At 54.2% G+C, this 17,590-nt stretch carries 18 protein-coding genes; all 18 read left to right on the top strand.

All coding sequences use genetic code 11. The annotated features are described in order from the left end of the window. The first annotated feature begins 6 nt into the window (after positions 1-6). Positions 7-1,089: a 3-dehydroquinate synthase gene (gene aroB, locus ACB037_RS02825; protein WP_039039582.1), complete on the top strand. Its 1,083-nt coding sequence runs from the start codon at positions 7-9 to the stop codon at positions 1,087-1,089. Continuing rightward, positions 1,079-2,635 carry an SPOR domain-containing protein gene (locus ACB037_RS02820; RefSeq protein ID WP_371174856.1) on the top strand — a complete coding sequence of 519 codons (1,557 nt, stop codon included), beginning with the start codon at positions 1,079-1,081 and terminating at the stop codon, positions 2,633-2,635. Before aroB ends, ACB037_RS02820 begins: the two co-directional genes overlap by 11 nt. Positions 2,636-2,705: 70 nt before the next feature. Next, positions 2,706-3,578: a Dam family site-specific DNA-(adenine-N6)-methyltransferase gene (locus ACB037_RS02815; RefSeq protein WP_029314124.1), complete on the top strand. Its 873-nt coding sequence runs from the start codon at positions 2,706-2,708 to the stop codon at positions 3,576-3,578. A gap of 190 nt (positions 3,579-3,768) precedes the next feature. After that, entirely contained in the window at positions 3,769-4,443 is a 675-nt protein-coding gene (rpe, locus tag ACB037_RS02810; protein WP_010673828.1) for a ribulose-phosphate 3-epimerase, read from the top strand. Beyond that, a complete protein-coding gene (locus tag ACB037_RS02805) occupies positions 4,430-5,095 on the top strand; it encodes a phosphoglycolate phosphatase (protein ID WP_049636543.1) in 666 nt (221 codons plus the stop codon). Before rpe ends, ACB037_RS02805 begins: the two co-directional genes overlap by 14 nt. A gap of 39 nt (positions 5,096-5,134) precedes the next feature. Then, a complete protein-coding gene (gene trpS / locus ACB037_RS02800; protein ID WP_010673830.1) occupies positions 5,135-6,139 on the top strand; it encodes a tryptophan--tRNA ligase in 1,005 nt (334 codons plus the stop codon). Positions 6,140-6,258: 119 nt separating this feature from the next. Next, positions 6,259-6,474, top strand: coding sequence for a hypothetical protein (locus ACB037_RS02795; RefSeq protein WP_010673831.1), 216 nt, complete (start codon positions 6,259-6,261; stop codon positions 6,472-6,474). Positions 6,475-6,795: 321 nt separating this feature from the next. Then, positions 6,796-7,377: an aminodeoxychorismate synthase component II gene (locus ACB037_RS02790; RefSeq protein ID WP_041215622.1), complete on the top strand. Its 582-nt coding sequence runs from the start codon at positions 6,796-6,798 to the stop codon at positions 7,375-7,377. 278 nt (positions 7,378-7,655) lie between these two features. Continuing rightward, positions 7,656-8,873 (top strand): aspartate aminotransferase family protein, encoded by a 1,218-nt coding sequence (locus ACB037_RS02785; protein WP_041212571.1) that lies wholly within the window; start codon positions 7,656-7,658, stop codon positions 8,871-8,873. Between the two features lie 75 nt (positions 8,874-8,948). Continuing rightward, on the top strand, positions 8,949-9,968 hold the full coding sequence (gene astA, locus ACB037_RS02780; protein WP_039039587.1) for an arginine N-succinyltransferase: 1,020 nt from the start codon (positions 8,949-8,951) through the stop codon (positions 9,966-9,968). Positions 9,969-10,035: 67 nt separating this feature from the next. After that, positions 10,036-11,505: a succinylglutamate-semialdehyde dehydrogenase gene (gene astD, locus ACB037_RS02775; protein WP_371174855.1), complete on the top strand. Its 1,470-nt coding sequence runs from the start codon at positions 10,036-10,038 to the stop codon at positions 11,503-11,505. A gap of 69 nt (positions 11,506-11,574) precedes the next feature. Continuing rightward, positions 11,575-12,372, top strand: a complete 798-nt coding sequence (locus tag ACB037_RS02770; protein WP_371174854.1) for a DUF1338 domain-containing protein — start codon at positions 11,575-11,577, stop codon at positions 12,370-12,372. A gap of 226 nt (positions 12,373-12,598) precedes the next feature. Further along, positions 12,599-13,021, top strand: coding sequence for a hypothetical protein (locus tag ACB037_RS02765; RefSeq protein ID WP_319859107.1), 423 nt, complete (start codon positions 12,599-12,601; stop codon positions 13,019-13,021). Between the two features lie 233 nt (positions 13,022-13,254). Next, positions 13,255-14,121 carry a leucine-rich repeat domain-containing protein gene (locus ACB037_RS02760; protein ID WP_319859108.1) on the top strand — a complete coding sequence of 289 codons (867 nt, stop codon included), beginning with the start codon at positions 13,255-13,257 and terminating at the stop codon, positions 14,119-14,121. Positions 14,122-14,666: 545 nt separating this feature from the next. Next, positions 14,667-15,326, top strand: a complete 660-nt coding sequence (locus tag ACB037_RS02755; protein ID WP_139737942.1) for a hypothetical protein — start codon at positions 14,667-14,669, stop codon at positions 15,324-15,326. Between the two features lie 140 nt (positions 15,327-15,466). After that, positions 15,467-15,835: a hypothetical protein gene (locus ACB037_RS02750; protein ID WP_139737943.1), complete on the top strand. Its 369-nt coding sequence runs from the start codon at positions 15,467-15,469 to the stop codon at positions 15,833-15,835. A 105-nt stretch (positions 15,836-15,940) separates the two neighbouring features. Beyond that, a complete protein-coding gene (locus ACB037_RS02745) occupies positions 15,941-16,186 on the top strand; it encodes a hypothetical protein (protein WP_139737944.1) in 246 nt (81 codons plus the stop codon). A gap of 570 nt (positions 16,187-16,756) precedes the next feature. Beyond that, the gene (locus ACB037_RS02740) at positions 16,757-17,422 is read left to right on the top strand and encodes a hypothetical protein (protein WP_319859109.1); all 666 of its coding nucleotides are present in this window, start codon (positions 16,757-16,759) and stop codon (positions 17,420-17,422) included. The last annotated feature ends 168 nt before the right edge of the window (positions 17,423-17,590 follow it).

Genomic DNA, 17,590 nt, shown 5'->3' with positions numbered 1-17,590 from the left:
ACGTCCATGGAAAGGTTGAAGGTCGAACTGGGTGAACGCAGCTACCCGATAGAGATAGCTGCCGGTCTGTTGCAACGCCCCGAGGTACTGGCGCAGACGATCAAGGGCAAGCGGGTCATGATAGTGACCAATACCGTGGTCGCGCCCCTGTATCTTGAACAGATCATTCAGTTGCTGTCCGGTTTTCAGGTGGAACACCTGATCCTGCCCGATGGCGAGGCCTACAAAACCCTGGCGACCTTCGAGCGGATCATGTCTGCTCTGCTGGAAACCAGCCATGGCCGTGATACCACTCTGATCGCTCTGGGGGGCGGTGTGATAGGTGATGTTGTCGGCTTTGCTGCGGCAAGCTACCAACGAGGCATTCCGTTTATTCAGGTGCCTACCACGCTGCTCTCCCAGGTTGACTCTTCCGTCGGCGGCAAGACCGCCGTCAACCATCCCCTCGGCAAGAACATGGTGGGTGCCTTCTATCAGCCCAAGCATGTGATCATCGATACCGACTGCCTCAAGACCCTGCCTGCCCGGGAATTTGCCGCCGGCATGGCCGAGGTGATCAAATACGGCATCATCTGGGATGCCGCCTTCTTCTCCTGGCTTGAAACCAACATGACCCGCCTGCAGCGCCTCGACGGTGATGCACTCTCCTATGCCATTCGCCGCTGCTGCGAGATCAAGGCCGATGTGGTCGGTCAGGACGAGACCGAGCACGGCGTGCGCGCCTTGCTGAACCTGGGACATACCTTCGGCCATGCCATCGAGGCGGAGAAGGGTTATGGCAACTGGCTGCACGGTGAAGCCGTGGCGGCGGGAACCATGCTGGCGGCCGAGACGGCCCTGGCCCGTGGCGACATGACGGCGCAAGAGGTGGCACGAGTCCGCGATCTGCTGTTGGCCGCCGATTTGCCGGTCAAGGCACCGTCCGATATGGATTTTGCCGCCTTTATTCGCCATATGCGCCGTGACAAGAAGGTGCTGGAAGGCAAACTGAGGCTGGTGCTGCCGATCGGGATCGGACAGGCCCAGGTCGTGGCCGATGTGACAGACGAGCAATTGATGGCGGTGATCGAGTCTGGTCGTGACCACTAATAAATTGCTCAAGCTGCCTTCTCAGCGGCAGTTGGTTGACCGGCTGCTGCACCTGATCGAGTTCAACCACCCCTTTGTTTTTCTCTCCGGCAAGCCAGGCAGTGGCCGTGGCACACTGTGCGAGTCGCTGCTTGCCCAACTGCCCGATGCGGTGCGGGTGGCCAGCCTCATCGGCAGCCCGTCCATGAAGATGGCGGATGTGCGCCAGCTGCTGTTGCAGCAGGTGGTGGCACGTCCCCTGTTCAACGCGCAGGATGCCCTGGCGGACAGCTTCTTTCGCATGGTGGGTGACAAGCCTGCCAGACTGCTGCTCATCATCGAACGTGCCGATACCTTGCCTGCCGAGCTGGTGGGGGAGTTGTGGGCGCTCTGTCGTCACAACGATACCCTGGCATCTCCTCATAAACTGGCCATCCTGCTCTCGGGTGATGACGCCTGGTGTCGCAACCAGAAGGCGCTCCTCAAGGGACGGGCCATGCCAGCCCTCGAGCTGGAAGTCGCGCCACTGAGCGCTCCTGAGCAACGTATCTTCTTGTATGAGAAGGCCAAAGAGCTCAAGATCCCGACAGCCCTCTTGCCCAAGCCGAAAGTGGAAGAGATCCTGAATGAGGCGGGCGGACATCCGTCAGCCATCATGCAGTTACTGGAGGATACCATGACCGACAGAAGGCCCAAGAAACGTCAGGCCGAGTTGCCCGTCAAGAAGATAGCGATCGTGCTTGCCCTGGTGGCGGGCGGGTTGCTGGCCCTGAGCTATCTGCCCCTGTTCGACAGTGCAGGCCAGTACCCCGCCCAGGCACCGTCCCAGGGGACGGCGTTGCCCGATCCCGTCTCAAGCGATCCTGTGAACGTCGGTGCGGCGAGCGGGGCCTTGAGTACTCAGGCGAGCAGTGGCGCCGCTGCCATCCCGTCAGGGAATCAGGTTGCCCGCGATTGGCAGTCCGATGCCAAGCCCTTGCCCAAGAAGGTCGAGAGCGAGACGGTCACCACGGAGTCAACCAACTATGAGGGGCGCCGAGTCGTCATCTCCGACGAAGTGGTCGAGAAATTGATGAACCAGCCGAACGTCAGCGGCGCCTTGCCCACGGCCGTGGTGGATGAGCTGGTGGGGAGTGGTTCCCGTGCGGTCCCGACCGGAACGACGGCCCAGGTCAAGAATCCGGCCCCGAACAGTGTCCCGGCCCGGACAGAGGCTCAACCGGCCAGTGGCGCGCAGACAGCGCCGGTCGCGGCCCCAGCGGCCAAGGTGGCGTTGACGCCGGTGGCGACTCTCAACAAGAAGCCGAAGAATCACTACAGCATCCAGTTGATGGGGGCGAGCAACACCAAGGCGGTAGACAGCTTTGTGGCCGAGCATGGCTTGGCGGGCAAGGTGTGGGTTTACAAGACCCGTTTCCGTGGCAGTCCCTGGTATGTGGTGGTGCAGGGAGACTACGCCAGCAGTGCCCAGGCCAAGGCGGCCATTCGCAAGCTGTCACCTGCCTTGCTCAAGGGACAACCCTGGCCCAAGTCATTCGCCCAGATACAAAAAGAATTGAAGCAATAGCCAGCCACCCGAAGAAGGGGGTAGAATCACCCCCCTTTTTTGGGCATAGCCTTGTCAACACCGGACTTCCATGAAAAAAACACGCGCGTTTTTAAAATGGGCCGGGGGAAAATACTCCCTGGTCGAAGAGATCGCCGAGCGTTTGCCGGCCGGGCGTGTGTTGCTGGAGCCCTTCGTCGGGGCGGGATCCGTGTTTCTCAACACGGATTACGACGCCTATGTGCTCAACGACATCAATCCGGATCTCATTGGCCTCTACAACCACCTCAAGCAGCAGCCGGACAGCTTCATCAGTGAGGCCCGCAAGCTGTTCGTGGCCGAGCACAACCACAAGACCGCCTATTATCGGCTGCGTACCCAGTTCAACCAGACCGCGGCCGGGTTTGAACGGGCTCAGTTGTTCCTGTTTTTGAATCGCCATGGTTTCAACGGCTTGTGCCGTTACAACAAGAAGGGGGGGTTCAACGTTCCCTTCGGTTCCTACAAGAAACCCTACTTCCCGGAGAAAGAGCTGTGGGCCTTTGCCGAGAAGGCGCAGAAGGCGACGTTCATTTGTGAAAGCTATGCCGACGCCATGGCCCGTGCAGAGGAAGACTGGGTGATCTACTGCGATCCGCCCTATGCCCCCCTCTCCACCACGGCGAGTTTCACCACCTATTCGGCAGGCGGTTTCACCCTGGACGATCAGGCGCTGCTGGCCAGGCTGGCTCGCCACACCGCCGCCCATAAAGGGGTGCCCGTGCTCATCAGCAACCATGACATCGAGTTGACCCGCGAGCTCTATCGTGGCGCCCGGCTCGACGAGATCCTGGTCAAGCGCACCATCAGCCGCAACGGCGGTGGTCGCAACAAGGTGGCCGAGCTGCTGGCGCTCTATCCGCCCGGCATCGAGCCCGAACAGGGCTATTATCCCGGTGAGGCGGAGCTGGTTGCCGTCGGCTGAGTGAACAACGGTCCCTGAGGGGGCCGTTGTCATTTCTGATGCTACCGCTGGCATTCCGTGAGCCGCGCCTGGCATCGTTTGCCGGCGATGGTGCCGGAGCGGCGTGTTCAGTAGATGCGGGTCGTTTTCATCGCCCTTTTGCGATAAAATTGCGCCGTTTTTTCTGCCACGCTGCCAATGGATGACGCTGATGAAAGACTTTCTGATTGCCCCCTCTATCCTCTCCGCCGACTTTGCCCGTCTGGGTGAGGATGTGGCCAAGGTGCTGGCCGCCGGGGCCGACGTGGTCCATTTCGATGTGATGGACAACCATTATGTCCCCAACCTGACCATAGGCCCCATGGTCTGTCAGGCGCTGCGCGATTACGGCATCGAAGCGCTCATCGACGTGCACCTGATGGTCAAGCCGGTGGATCGCATCGTGCCTGATTTTGCCAAGGCCGGTGCCAGCCTGATCACCTTCCACCCGGAAGCCTCCGATCACGTGGATCGCACCCTGGGCCTCATCAAGGAGCAGGGTTGCCAGGCCGGTCTGGTGCTGAACCCCGCGACCCCGCTCACCTGCCTGGAGTACGTGATGGACAAGCTGGACGTGATCCTGCTGATGTCGGTCAACCCGGGCTTTGGCGGTCAGAGCTTCATCCCCGGCACCCTCGACAAGCTGCGCCAGGTGCGCCGCCTGATCGACGAGAGCGGCCGCGACATTCGCCTGGAAATCGATGGCGGGGTCAAGGTCGACAACATTCGCGAGATTGCCGAGGCGGGTGCCGACATGTTCGTGGCGGGCTCTGCCATCTTCGGCAAGCCGGATTACAAGGCGGTGATCGACCAGATGCGCGCGGAGCTTGCCCATGTCCGTCGCTGATCGCCCCTTTGACCTGGTGCTGTTCGATCTGGATGGCACGCTGATTGACAGCGCCCCGCAACTGGCGCTGGCGGTCAACCGTACCTTGGCGGAGCTGGGGTTGGCCGAGGCCGACGAGGCCGTGGTGCGTACCTGGGTCGGCAACGGTGCCGACAAGCTGATCCAGCGGGCTCTCGATTACCGCGACGCCCCGGAGCAGTTTGCCAAGGCCCGCCCCCTGTTCGACCGTCACTATCAGGCCTGTCTGCTGGAAGGCCTGGCCATGTATGACGGAGTGGCCCGGAGCCTGCGCCGTCTGCAGGGGCTGGGTTACCAGCAGGCCGTGGTGACCAACAAACCCAGTCACTTCGTGCAGCCCATTCTGGAGGCCCTCGGCATCAGCGACTGTTTCGCACTCTGGCTCGGGGGCAACTGCGTACCCGTCAAGAAACCGAGCCCGGAGCCGCTGTTGCACGCCTGCCACGAGCTGGGTGTCAGCCCGTCCCGCACCCTGATGGTGGGGGATTCCGAAAATGACGTGTTGGCCGCCCAGGCCGCCGGCATGAAGGTGGTGGGGCTCACCTATGGCTACAACTATGGCCGCCCTATCGCAGACTCCCGCCCCGACTGGGTTTGCGAGCAGTTTGCCGAACTCGACGCCCTGCTGGTCTGATCCAGACCGGGCTGGCGGATAACAAGGATTACTACTCTGATGACTAAACCAATCGTATTGAGCGGTGCCCAACCCTCGGGCCAGCTGACCATCGGCAACTACATGGGAGCCCTGCGTCAGTGGGTCAGCATGCAGGATGACTTCGACTGCCTCTATTGCATCGTCGATTTGCACGCCATCACCACCCGCCAGGATCCGGCCGCCTTGCGCAAGGCGTGCCTCGACGCAGCCGCCCTCTATCTGGCGGTGGGCATCGACCCGGCCAAGAGCACCGTCTTCATCCAGTCCCACGTGCCCCAGCACGCCGAGCTCGGCTGGATCCTGAACTGCTACACCCAGATGGGCGAGCTGTCGCGTATGACCCAGTTCAAGGACAAGTCCGCCCGTTTCGAGAACAACGTCAACGTCGGCCTGTTCGGTTATCCGGTGCTGATGGCGGCCGACATTCTGCTTTATCAGGCCAATCAGGTGCCGGTTGGCAATGACCAGAAGCAGCATCTGGAGCTGACCCGCGACATCTGCACCCGCTTCAACAACCTCTATGGCGAAGTCTTCACCCTGCCGGAACCCTTCATTCCGACCGAAGGGGCCCGGGTGATGAGCCTGCAGGACCCGACCAAGAAGATGTCCAAGTCCGACGACAACGAGGCCAACTTCATCGGCTTGCTGGAAGATCCCAAGCAGATCGTCAAGAAGATCAAGCGGGCGATGACCGACTCGGACGAGCCGGCCGTGGTGCGTTTTGATCCCGAAAACAAGCCGGGGGTCTCCAATCTGCTGACCCTGATGTCCGGTGTGACCGGCCGCTCCATCCCGGAGCTGGAGCAGCACTTCGAAGGCAAGATGTACGGCCACCTCAAGAGTGAAACGGCCGATGCCGTGGTCGCCTTGCTGGAACCCATCCAGGCGCGCTTCCGCGAGCTGCGTCAGGATGAGGCCCATCTGCAGGCCATTTTGGCGGCTGGCGCACAAAAGGCGCGTGAAAGGGCTGAAAAAACCCTGATCAGCGTATATGATGTCGTCGGCTTCGTTCCTCGAGCCTGACATACTGGGAAGGTGTAGTAGAAGAGAGCTGGGTGGATGCCTGGCTTTCTTTGTTTTACACCTTCCGGTTTGTCGCAACCTCCCCAATGTCAAACACGGGCTTTGCCCCAAGAGAAAGCATGTCTGTCGAATCACAAACCCTGAGTGAAGAGTTGGGTGACAAGGGTCACTGGCTGCGCAAGTTTCGCAAGGCCAAGAGCCTCAATACCTTGCAGTTGATGGTCTCCAACGCCATCGACAAGCACCACAAGACCCCGGCCATCGCGGCTGCCATCTATCTGGCCGAGTGCCAGCGGGAACGGGAACTGGAACAGGGCCGTTATCTGGACCGCTGAGGTCCGTTGCCAGCCCTTGCCAAGGTGACTCCTTCCCATCTGCCTGTCACGTCCTGTGCTCTTTTCCCGGTCGCCTCCCGTCTCTTTTACCTTGCCATCCTGACATGGAGCGGTTGATGCTGCCCGGTCGGGGACAGGCCCACCGCCGGGTGGGGTCGACAGGCCCGGATCGCCATTGAAGAGTGGACAGACTGCACAGCAGGTGAGGTGATCGCCGGTTTATTAACGCAAAGAGACATGCCAGAATGCGCGGCGTTTGTCTGCCCGCGCTCGCAACGGGCAGTCCGATCACCGTCTCTGTCTTATTCCCAGGGTGTTTGCATGCTGCTACTCATCGACAACTACGACTCCTTTACCTGGAACCTGGTGCAATACTTCGGCGCTCTGGGGCAAGAGGTGGTGGTCAGGCGCAACGATGAGCTGAGCCTGGAGGAGATAGCCCGGCTTGCCCCCCGCCATCTGGTGATCTCTCCCGGCCCCTGCACGCCAAACGAGGCGGGCATCTCTTTGGCCGCCATCTCCCGTTTTGCCGGCGAGATCCCCATCCTCGGCGTCTGTCTCGGCCATCAGTCCCTGGCACAGGCCTTTGGTGCCCGGGTGGTGCGTGCCCGTCAGGTGATGCACGGCAAGACATCTCTCATCCGTCACAAAGGGGAGGGGGTGTTCAAGGGGCTCAACAACCCGCTGCGGGTGACCCGCTATCATTCTCTGGTGGTGGAGGCGGCGTCGCTGCCCGACTGTTTCGAGGTCACCGCCTGGAGCGAACATGCCGACGGCAGCCAGGACGAGATCATGGGGCTGCGGCATAAAACACTGGCGCTGGAGGGAGTGCAGTTCCATCCGGAAAGCATCTTGAGCGAACAGGGGCACCAGTTGCTGGCCAACTTTTTGGCCGTTTCCTGAAAAAATTGCGATGTCTGTCTCAAAACCGTCATGAGGCAAAAAAAAATTTCCCTGAGACTTTATTCACCCTCCTCCCTGTCCAAATTATCTCTTGCCAACACCCCCTGAGCCGTTATGCAATGCGGTTGCCTAAAATCTCAAAGGCAATCGAACATTGTTCCTTATAGGCGGTTAAGTTACAGACTTTTTACTTTTTTTCTGTGATAATTCCGCCACGTTTACACGGATTTAACTTTTGGGCGGTGGATTATTCTGCCGCGAGATAGCAGGAGAGCAATATGTCAGAGTTGTTGGCAGTGACACGTGAAGTGTTTGATGAAGTGATGGTTCCCAACTATGCGCCGGCCAAAATCATCCCGGTGCGCGGCGAGGGGTCACGTGTCTGGGATCAGGAAGGCCGCGAGTATGTGGATTTCGCGGGCGGGATCGCGGTCAATGGCCTGGGCCATTGCCATCCCAAACTGGTCGAGGCCCTGAAATCCCAGGGTGAGAAGCTGTGGCACCTCTCCAACGTGATGACCAACGAGCCGGCCCTGCGCCTGGCCAAGAAACTGGTCGCCGCCACCTTCGCCGAGAAGGTCTATTTCTGCAACTCCGGTGCCGAAGCGAACGAAGCGGCCCTCAAGCTGGCCCGCCGCTACGCCATCGAGAAGTTCGGGGCCCACAAGACCCAGATCATCGCCTTCCACCAGGGCTTCCACGGCCGTACCTTCTTTACCGTCAGCGTGGGTGGCCAGGCTGCCTACTCCGATGGGTTCGGTCCCAAGCCTGCCGACATCACCCACGTCGCCTACAACAACCTGGAGGAGCTGGCTGCCGTCATCTCCGACAACACCTGCGCCGTGGTGATGGAGCCGCTGCAGGGCGAGGGTGGCATCATCAGCCCCACCGACGAGTTTGCCAAGGGTGTGCGCGAGTTGTGCGACAAGCACAACGCCCTGCTGGTTTATGACGAGGTGCAATCCGGTGTCGGTCGTACCGGCGAGCTGTTTGCCTATATGGGTCTGGGCATCACCCCGGACATCCTCACCAGCGCCAAGGCGCTGGGCGGTGGCTTCCCCATCGGGGCCATGCTGACCACCACCGAGATCGCCTCCCACCTGAAAGTGGGCACTCACGGCTCCACCTACGGCGGCAACCCGCTGGCGTGTGCCGTGGCCGAGGCGGTGATCGACGTGGTCAACACCCCGGAAGTGCTGAGCGGCATCAAGCAGCGCGAGCAGCTGTTCCGCGAAGGGCTGGAAGCCATCAACGCCAAGTACCACTGCTTCAGCGAAGTGCGCGGCAAGGGCCTGCTGCTGGGCGCCGTGCTCAACGATGACTTCAAGGGCCGCTCCCGAGACTTCCTGCTCGCCTCCATCGATCAGGGCCTGATGGCGCTGGTTGCCGGTACCAACGTGGTGCGTTTTGCCCCCTCCCTGGTGATCCCGGAAGCGGACATCAAGGAAGGGCTGGCCCGGTTCGAGAAAGCGGTCGCTCAGGTGGTCAACGCCTGATCCAAATTGAGGTGGGGAGCCCTCCCGGCAGGAGCCGGGACCCCACCTGTCGTCAATGAAAGGGAGTTGTCATTTATGTTGGTTATCCGTCCTATCGAGCAGCGCGACTTCGCCGGCCTCAAGACCTGTGCCATCGAATCCGGCACCGGCATGACATCCTTGCCGGTCAACGATGAGCTGCTGCAACGCAAGATCGATGCCTCGACCCAGACCTTCCTGGACAAGCCCGCCGGCAAGGGCGAGTGCCTCTATTTCTTCGTGGCCGAGGATCTGGAGACCGGGGAGATGGTCGGTACCTGCGCCATCGACGCGGCGGTCGGCCTGTCCCAGGCGTTCTACAACTATCACATCGGCAAGGTGGTGCACTCCTCCCCCAAGCTCGGCATCTACAATGTCGTGGAAACCCTCACCCTCTCCAACGACTACACCGGCAATTCCGAGCTCTGCACCCTGTTTCTGCGTGAATGCGCCCGCGAGGGGCTCAACGGCCGTCTGCTCTCCAAGCACCGTTTCCTATTCATGGCCGAACACCCCGAGCTGTTTGACAGTACCGTCTTTGCCGAGATGCGTGGTGTCTCCGATGGCAACGGCCACAGCCCCTTCTACGAGTGGCTGCAAAAACATTTCTTCTCGATGGATTTTCCCACCGTCGACTATCTGACTGGCATCGGCAAGAAGCGCTTCATCGCCGAGCTGATGCCCAAGTACCCCATCTACGTCAATCTGCTGAGCAACGAGGCGCGCGCCGTCATCGGCAAGACCCACGAAAAGACCCGGCCTGCCCTCAAGATGCTGCAGGATGAGGGGTTCGTGAATCGCGGTTATGTCGACATCTTCGACGCCGGCCCCACCGTCGAATGCGAGGTGAAGAACATTCGCAGCGTGCGCCGCAGCCAGAAGCTGGCGGTGCTGGTGGGTGAGCCCATCGGCGGCCATACCTACCTCATCTGCAACACCAGGTTCGAGCAATACCGCGCCTGCTACGGCAACATCCGGGTCGATCTGGACAAGCACGAAGCCATCATTCCACCCAAGATGGCGGCCGCCCTCAAGGTGGAAAATGGCGACATGGTGCGCGTCGTCGATCTGGATTGACCCGCCCCGCAGCACAGCATTGAGACAGGCTGCCGAGGCGGCCTGCGTACCCACAGGGAGTGAATTGATGATGTCTTTAGTCCAGTTTATCGATGGCCAGTGGCTGGCCGGTGAAGGCAAGCCGTTCGAATCCATCGACCCGGCCAAAAACGAGGTGATCTGGCGTGGTGAGGCGGCAAGCCAGTCCCAGGTGGATGCGGCCGTCAAGGCGGCCCGCACGGCCTTCTACCATTGGTCCGATCTGGCCCTTGAAGAGCGCCTTACCATCGTGCGCCGCTATGCCGACCTGCTCGGCGAGCACAAGGAGGCGCTGGCCCTGACCATCGCCCGTGAAACCGGCAAGCCCCTGTGGGAGACCCGCACCGAAGTGGCGGCCATGCAGGGCAAGATTGCCATCTCCATCCGTGCCCATGACGAGCGCACCGGCACGGTGGAAAACCCCATGCCGGGCGCCAAGGCGTTCGTGCGCCACAAGCCCCATGGCGTCGTGGCCGTGTTCGGCCCCTACAACTTCCCGGGCCACCTGCCCAACGGCCACATTGTGCCAGCGCTCATCGCCGGCAATGCGGTCGTGTTCAAGCCTTCCGAGCTGACCCCCATGGTGGCTGAAGCCATGGTCAAGGTGTGGCAGGAGGCGGGGCTGCCCAAGGGGGTGCTCAACCTGGTGCAGGGGGAGGTCGACACCGGCAAGGCGCTGGCGGGCAATACGGACATCGACGGCCTCTTCTTCACCGGCTCCTCCCGTACCGGCCACTTCCTGCATCAGCAGTTTGCCGGCCAGCCGGGCAAGATCCTGGCACTGGAGATGGGTGGCAACAACCCGCTGATCGTGAAAGATGTGAGCGACATCGACGGCGCCGTCCATGCCATCGTGCAGTCCGCCTTCATTACCTCCGGCCAGCGTTGCACCTGCTCGCGCCGTCTGTTTGTCGAGCGCGGCGAGCGGGGCGATGCCCTGGTCAAGCGCCTGGTGGAGGTGGTCGGCCAGATCAAGGTCGGCTTCTATGACGCCGCCGAGCAGCCGTTCATGGGCGCCATGATCAGCGAGAAGGCCGCACTCGGCATGGTCGAGGCGCAAGCCAACCTGCAGCGCCTCGGTGGTGAAAGCCTGCTTGCCCTCAAGCACCTGGAAGCGGGCACCGGCTTTGTCTCCCCGGGCATCATAGACGTGACCGCGGTCAGCGTGCTGCCGGATGAAGAGTACTTCGGCCCGCTGCTGCAGCTCATTCGCTACGACGACTTCGATGCGGCCATCGAGAAGGCGAACGCCACCAGTTTCGGTCTCTCGGCCGGCCTGCTCGGTGACAACGAAGCGGACTGGAACCACTTCTTCAAGCGCATCCGTGCCGGTATCGTCAACTGGAACAAGCCCATCACCGGCGCCTCCAGTGCCGCCCCCTTCGGCGGCATCGGTGCCTCCGGCAACCACAGAGCGAGCGCCTACTACGCCGCCGACTATTGTGCTTACCCGGTCGCCTCCGTCGAAGACAGCAAGGCTGCTATGCCGGATCAGCTGTCTCCCGGTCTGACCTTCTGATAACAAGAAAATGAAAGAGGGGCACTGAACAGGTGCCCCTGTCTGTACCCGCAATCAAAGGAAAGAGAGATGCAAAAGGATATCGACACCCTGTTTGGCCATCTGTGGGACAACTACATTCAGGTCACCCCCAGTGCTCACAAGGTTCATCAACTGCTGGGCGGCGGTGCCCCCATCATCAACGATCACGTGGCGTTTCGGACCTACAACCTGCCCAAGCTCGATCTCGAGAAACTGGCGGCCCACTTCCGCGCCCTGGGGTACGAAGAGAAGGGCGAGTATGTATTCAAGGCCAAGAAGCTCTATGCCAAACACTTCGAGCATAAAGATCCTGATGCGCCCAAGGTGTTCATCAGCGAGCTGAAGGTGGAAGAGCTCTCCGAAGGTGCCCAGGCCATCATCCACAAGCTGGTGGATCAGGTACCCGATCACCTCACCGACACCCCGGCCTTCCTCTACGCCGGCGCGCCCTGGCAGGTCTCTCACACCGACTACCAGACCCTGCTGGCAGAGAGCGAGTATGCCGCCTGGATGGCCGCCTGGGGTTATCGTGCCAACCACTTCACCGTCAACATCAACCGCCTGAAGGACTTCGACACCATCCAGCAGGTGAATGCGGCGCTCAAGGCGGCAGGCTTCGTGCTCAACACCGTTGGCGGCGAGGTGAAGGGCGATCCCGAGGTGATGCTGGAGCAATCCTCCACCATGGCAGACAAGGCCGAGGTGCCCTTCAGCGACGGTGTGCGCACCATCCCGAGCTGCTTCTACGAGTTCGCCCTGCGCTACCCGCAGGCGGATGGCGTGCTCTACCCTGGCTTCGTCGAGGCGTCGGCCGACAAGATTTTCGAATCCACCAACGCCATGTAATGGCCGCCATGAAAACAACGCCCCGCCTGGGGCGTTTTTATTTTGGATTAAATACGGTCAAATTATTGCTGTGGTGTAGTGCCCTGTCGGGCTAAGCGCTTGCCCAAAAGAATGAATAAAGGCATTTGATATACATCATTGAAATATTCCATTAAACAGATGATACCAAAACGAAATGCTGAAATGTGTCTGTAGCATGTGACTGATTTTTAAGTGAGAGTATTTTATGCGATTTTTAATTTCCCCCTTTGTGGGGGCAGGGAAAATCAAGTTTGGCATGACTCCTGACCAAGTGAGGTTATTATTAGGGGAAGTATTTGATTCTTTTAAAAGAACGGAGGAGTCTGTGTTCCCATGTGATTACTTTGAGAATTTAGGTGTGTTCGCATATTACAACGCCTCTGGCGTTTTGGAGGCGATAGAGTTTACTGAACCAGCGGTTCCAGAGTTCGAAGAAATGGACTTGCTAAAAATTCATTTCAAGGACTTGATCACGTATCTTTCAGATAAAGACAAAGGCCTAGAAGTAGAGTCTGAATCGCTAACATCCCATGTGTTGGGTATAGGTGCATACGCTCCTGATGCAGATGACAATACACCATCATCTGCCGAAAGTATTATTGTCTTTGAAAATGGCTATTATGATTGATTAGAGTCAGTTGATATTTCGATAAGCATTTGTTAAATCCTATGATTATTAAGATAAGTGTAAAGTTAGTTAGGCTGTAATCAATATGTTCATGTTACAGAATTTTACTTGGAAGATAGATGAAGAGTCGGTGGAGGAACATCGAATTAAGAACCATGAGTGGTATGCTTGCCCATTTCTCTAAAACGTATCAAACAAAATTTACCCCATTGTCATAAACAGGAACTAATTCTTTGATAAATAATGAAAAATATTTTATCGATGAGGTTGAAAATGGAATGGGACGTTGCCTTGTCTTGACAGCTCCTTGGTCGGATAGTTTTAAATCGATAATCGATAAAGAAAATATTTCAGTGCTCCGTTTAAGTCAATCCGCAGGCTGGAATGGAAATGACATTTCATTTATAAATTACTTGCCTTCTCTTTCTGGCGTTGAAATTTATTCTTGGGGTGTCAAGGATATCACTCCATTAGAGTCTATCAGTAATCTTGAATATTTAGGATTACAGTGTGAGTTTACGAAGGCTCCTGATTTTTCCAAACTAAAAAAATTAAAACTACTTAAGCTTTTTTGGAGGCCTAAAGCGAAGACGATTTTCGCTTGTGATGAATTGAATCTGCTAAATATTGTTAACTATCCTTCAGAAAACTTGAAAGAACTTAATAGAATGTCTTTATTAAGACGTCTACAACTAACCTCCAAAAAAATAAAATCATTGTCAGGAATAGAGGAGCTTAGCTCGTTATCCATTCTAGATTTGGCCGACTGTCCTAAGCTAGAAGATCTTTCAGGCATAGATAAGTGTCAGCAGATAGAGATTATAGAAATTGAAAACTGTAAAAGAGTTTATGATATAGCTATTTTGAGTGAGCTAAAAAACCTCAAAGAGATTGTATTGACTGACTGTGGGACAGTTAAATCTTTGAGGCCACTTGCACACAGCCAATCATTAGAAAGTATCATCTTTATAGGGGACACAACCATTGAAGATGGAGATCTGACTTCCTTATTGGATATTCCAACGCTAAAGAAAATGTGGTTTGCTAATAAACGTCACTACACCCATACCCGAGAACAGGTGATGGAAGTGTTATCTTGAGTAATCAATCATGAATGATATTCATGCATTTTTTTGAGGGTAGCTTACAACCCGGAAGAAAAGTTATGTATGTCAAGATTGCTCACAATCTTATCTTGCCGATTATCTGCTGAGCATGTTGCCAACACTCGAACTGGTATCAGAAATCTTGTCAATGACGTTGTTCGGAAAATAAGAATAACCGTGATGATGCCAGCCCCCTTCGTACCTGCTTGCTGGGGAGGCTACTAGTGTTGCAGTCAAGGAAGAGAAATCAGCTGAGTTGAAAAGAAGTACACTGAGATGCGACTATGAGTACTTAAAATCAGTTTCTCTATCTGATTCAGGATACAGACATCGATAGTGAAAAGAAAGACATCAGCGATCAGTGACTTAATGAAAGTAGTGCTTCCCATGGAGTCAATTATCAACTTGAAGATGATGGCTCATCAATTGAATTTGGAGCAATATCGAGGGAAGGAAAATCCACTTTGAAGAAGGCATTCGCCAACCAGAGTATGAACTGCCATATCAAAAAAGGCCAAACAATATAGGTTTGTATGGATATGAAACTGACAGAATTTAGTTTGTGGGCATTTAAACTTGAACTTGGTTTGGCACGAAAATTCACGCTGTTCAGCAGATGTGTTTGTGCCCATTTTGAGCGCCACTTTGATCCTATAGAAACAGATGGTGTTTATAGGGTTGTTGTAAAACTTTGTGGGCCAGATGAAAGAGTTGGTACCACTGAGTTAAGTAGCTCAGTGATTAAGTATTATAAGACGTTCGATTTTGACTATTTTGAGGGGTTGAATATAATCGCCAAGAAAAGGTTTCTTCTTGATGCACTATACAGCTCACTTATTTCATTGTGCGATATGGAAGGATGGCCGAAGAGCCCCTTTCATGAAGCGTACGAGATGGTTGTTCGAGAAAATTTTGTGAATTTATACACAATAAAACGTAAGTTAAGTCGGAATAAAAGCATGTCAGCTGAGTTGGTGGGAAGTCATGATGAAGAAGCATTTAACTGTTTCATTGTGATAAAAGATAATGATGGTAAAGAGCTTCTTAATGAACACCTTTTCTCTGAAGAACCGGATGAGTTTTTATTTAATGCTCGTATTGGTGATATTAGATGGGTTGACAAAACGACTGTTCGGTATCAATCAAAGGATAAGAAAGAATTAGGTCTGTTTGATATTGGAGATGTAACCTCCGATTAAATGACATTGCAAAGAGTTACGATGATTGTGCAGATATAGCTATCACTAAAGTAGTTCACGAAAAGAAAGATCACTGTGATTATGGCAAGATGCCTTCGTTTCCTATTCTAGGAAGCGAGAATCGAGTTGGTTGGGTGTAGTTGAAAATCTGGTTGATGCCTGACTCTATAGCATTCAACGTGATATATGAGTCACTGCTCTTGAGTAGTATCGGCAGAGCTTCGCTCTCGCAGGGCTGGATTCAGGAGCCAAGATGCTTCATATTGGTTTCATCGATAAAGGCTACCGAATCAACGGCGAGTGCTGTTAAAGTTACCACCAAGGCAGAGGAGACTCTGGGGGTTGTAAAGGGGGAAGACGAAATTGGAACAATCTCCACTCGCACCACAAAAAATACAATTCTATTAGGTGGTCAACCAGGTGAGTTTGGAGTTAAGATTACATACAAAGATGGCTCTGAGTTCGATATGACAAAAACTCGTGTTAAAGAAACGGAAGTAAATTCCTAAAAACCAGATCGTACGAGACCTAAACGGAATTAAGATGTTTTAGTACGAAAATAGCCCCAGCCCAGGAAGAACTAGGTTGGTTTAAGAGTATTGATTGGTAAGGCTATGATTGATTCAAAAACAGGTGAGCGAATAGTTGTATTGATCAACGATGATTCAGGTCCATACATCAGAGTATCAACTTGGAATGATGCCGATGGGTTGGAGGATTTATTGTCAGGAAAATATGATGTCCTTTATGAAATGAAAACTCCTGAAGAATTTAAAGCTGACGGAGGAAAAGAGTATTATTTTGGTAATGCTGCTGATCCCGATAAGCTTCAAAGAATTCTTGATGATATTAACCTGTAGTTATTAAAGCTCATATCTTTGATGTTTTTAATATGCAGCTTGCTGAATCACTCTTTCTCACACTTCACTGAAAATCCTGTTGTAAAGGGAGGGGATGGAAAAATACAAGTAATCCCTGATCGTAAATCTCATATCCATATCGCCATATCGCCATATCGCAGAGTTTCCCTCTTCCAAGGCTGGATTCAGGAGCCAAGATGCTTCATATTGGTTTCATCGATATCAAGACTACCGGATCAACGGCGAGTGCTGCTAAAGTTGCCACCAAGACAGAAGGTGCTGCGGGGGGAAAAAATTCGACATCCCAAGGATGTAAAGCGGCTTAAGCCAAAGAGACAGACCTTTCGAGCTACTAAAAGAGGTGCAAAAATACCGACATCGCAGACACATTTAACCCATTTAAAGGTCTTCCCGCGGATAAGTTAGGTACGAGAAGAACGGCGATAGAGTATGACTTTGGTGACAGTTATAAAGTTCAATATCATCCCGAAGACCATAATTTATCCGATGTAAATGGATATAAAGAAGCGCATTTAAATAATGGTGGTAAGGGGTTAATGAGTAACTATCATGAATATTAACACTATGAATAAACTTTTTTGTGATCATTGTATGGTGAGTGATGATGACTATGAGTTTAATCGGTTTGACAAGTCGTCTCTGAAAGACACTGTAAGTGTTACTAAAATCTATGTAAACGGTGAGAGTTATTCGGCATGGAAAGACTCTGCATCTATAATATTTAATTATATAGAGGATAAATATCTTTCTAAAAAAATAGATATATACTGTTTTATCGTTAGCCCTTCTTGGAGATTGGACTCTCGTATTGTGCGATACAATGGACTAAGTAGGTCGATAAATAAACTTGTTGATGGACAACCATTGAGCTTTATTCTCGAGAGAACAGTTTTTAGTGATAATTACGTAATCTTTTATGGTGTCGTTAGGCTAACACGGGAAAATGCTAAATTCATATTGAATTTTATATCTGAGAGTGAAAGTGGTATTTTGTTTTCAAAAGAAATCGTTAAAGAGACCGTTCATGATGGTGATTTTACTCTGTTGATAGATGAATTGTCGTCTCTTATATCTAGAGAAACTAAAACATCTACTTTCAACCTAAATGTAGTCGATGCCATAAAAGTAATTTTGAGTCGAGGGAGTCACGCTATTTTCCCTTATGCTTGGGAAGAAACCGGTGACTATCATCTGGATGTATTTAACAATGTTTGATACGGTCTATGTATATTATAGGTGCACATTGGTAATGTCGGATACATCATGATTTTATATATGATCCCTCATAGAGTAATATTCTATTAATGTTGATGTGAGTGTCAAAATCAACACCAAGGCTACCGGATCAACGGCGAGTGCTGCTAACGTTGCCAGCATTACATA

Source organism: Aeromonas sp. S19(2024) (genome assembly GCF_041402625.1).
Classification (GTDB): Bacteria; Pseudomonadota; Gammaproteobacteria; order Enterobacterales; family Aeromonadaceae; genus Aeromonas; species Aeromonas caviae.
This window is presented reverse-complemented; position numbering and strand designations above follow the sequence as displayed.

Excerpts from the sequence above, each read along its gene's own strand:
- ACB037_RS02805 (WP_049636543.1), top strand. The coding sequence starts at position 4,430 with ATGTCCGTCGCTGATCGCCCCTTTGACCTGGTGCTGTTCGATCTGGAT.
- ACB037_RS02755 (WP_139737942.1), top strand. The coding sequence starts at position 14,667 with ATGAAACTGACAGAATTTAGTTTGTGGGCATTTAAACTTGAACTTGGT.
- ACB037_RS02745 (WP_139737944.1), top strand. The coding sequence starts at position 15,941 with ATGATTGATTCAAAAACAGGTGAGCGAATAGTTGTATTGATCAACGAT.
- ACB037_RS02770 (WP_371174854.1), top strand. The coding sequence starts at position 11,575 with ATGCAAAAGGATATCGACACCCTGTTTGGCCATCTGTGGGACAACTAC.
- trpS (WP_010673830.1), top strand. The coding sequence starts at position 5,135 with ATGACTAAACCAATCGTATTGAGCGGTGCCCAACCCTCGGGCCAGCTG.
- astD (WP_371174855.1), top strand. The coding sequence starts at position 10,036 with ATGATGTCTTTAGTCCAGTTTATCGATGGCCAGTGGCTGGCCGGTGAA.
- ACB037_RS02785 (WP_041212571.1), top strand. The coding sequence starts at position 7,656 with ATGTCAGAGTTGTTGGCAGTGACACGTGAAGTGTTTGATGAAGTGATG.
- ACB037_RS02765 (WP_319859107.1), top strand. The coding sequence starts at position 12,599 with ATGCGATTTTTAATTTCCCCCTTTGTGGGGGCAGGGAAAATCAAGTTT.
- aroB (WP_039039582.1), top strand. The coding sequence starts at position 7 with ATGGAAAGGTTGAAGGTCGAACTGGGTGAACGCAGCTACCCGATAGAG.
- ACB037_RS02815 (WP_029314124.1), top strand. The coding sequence starts at position 2,706 with ATGAAAAAAACACGCGCGTTTTTAAAATGGGCCGGGGGAAAATACTCC.
- astA (WP_039039587.1), top strand. The coding sequence starts at position 8,949 with ATGTTGGTTATCCGTCCTATCGAGCAGCGCGACTTCGCCGGCCTCAAG.
- rpe (WP_010673828.1), top strand. The coding sequence starts at position 3,769 with ATGAAAGACTTTCTGATTGCCCCCTCTATCCTCTCCGCCGACTTTGCC.
- ACB037_RS02740 (WP_319859109.1), top strand. The coding sequence starts at position 16,757 with ATGAATATTAACACTATGAATAAACTTTTTTGTGATCATTGTATGGTG.
- ACB037_RS02795 (WP_010673831.1), top strand. The coding sequence starts at position 6,259 with ATGTCTGTCGAATCACAAACCCTGAGTGAAGAGTTGGGTGACAAGGGT.
- ACB037_RS02790 (WP_041215622.1), top strand. The coding sequence starts at position 6,796 with ATGCTGCTACTCATCGACAACTACGACTCCTTTACCTGGAACCTGGTG.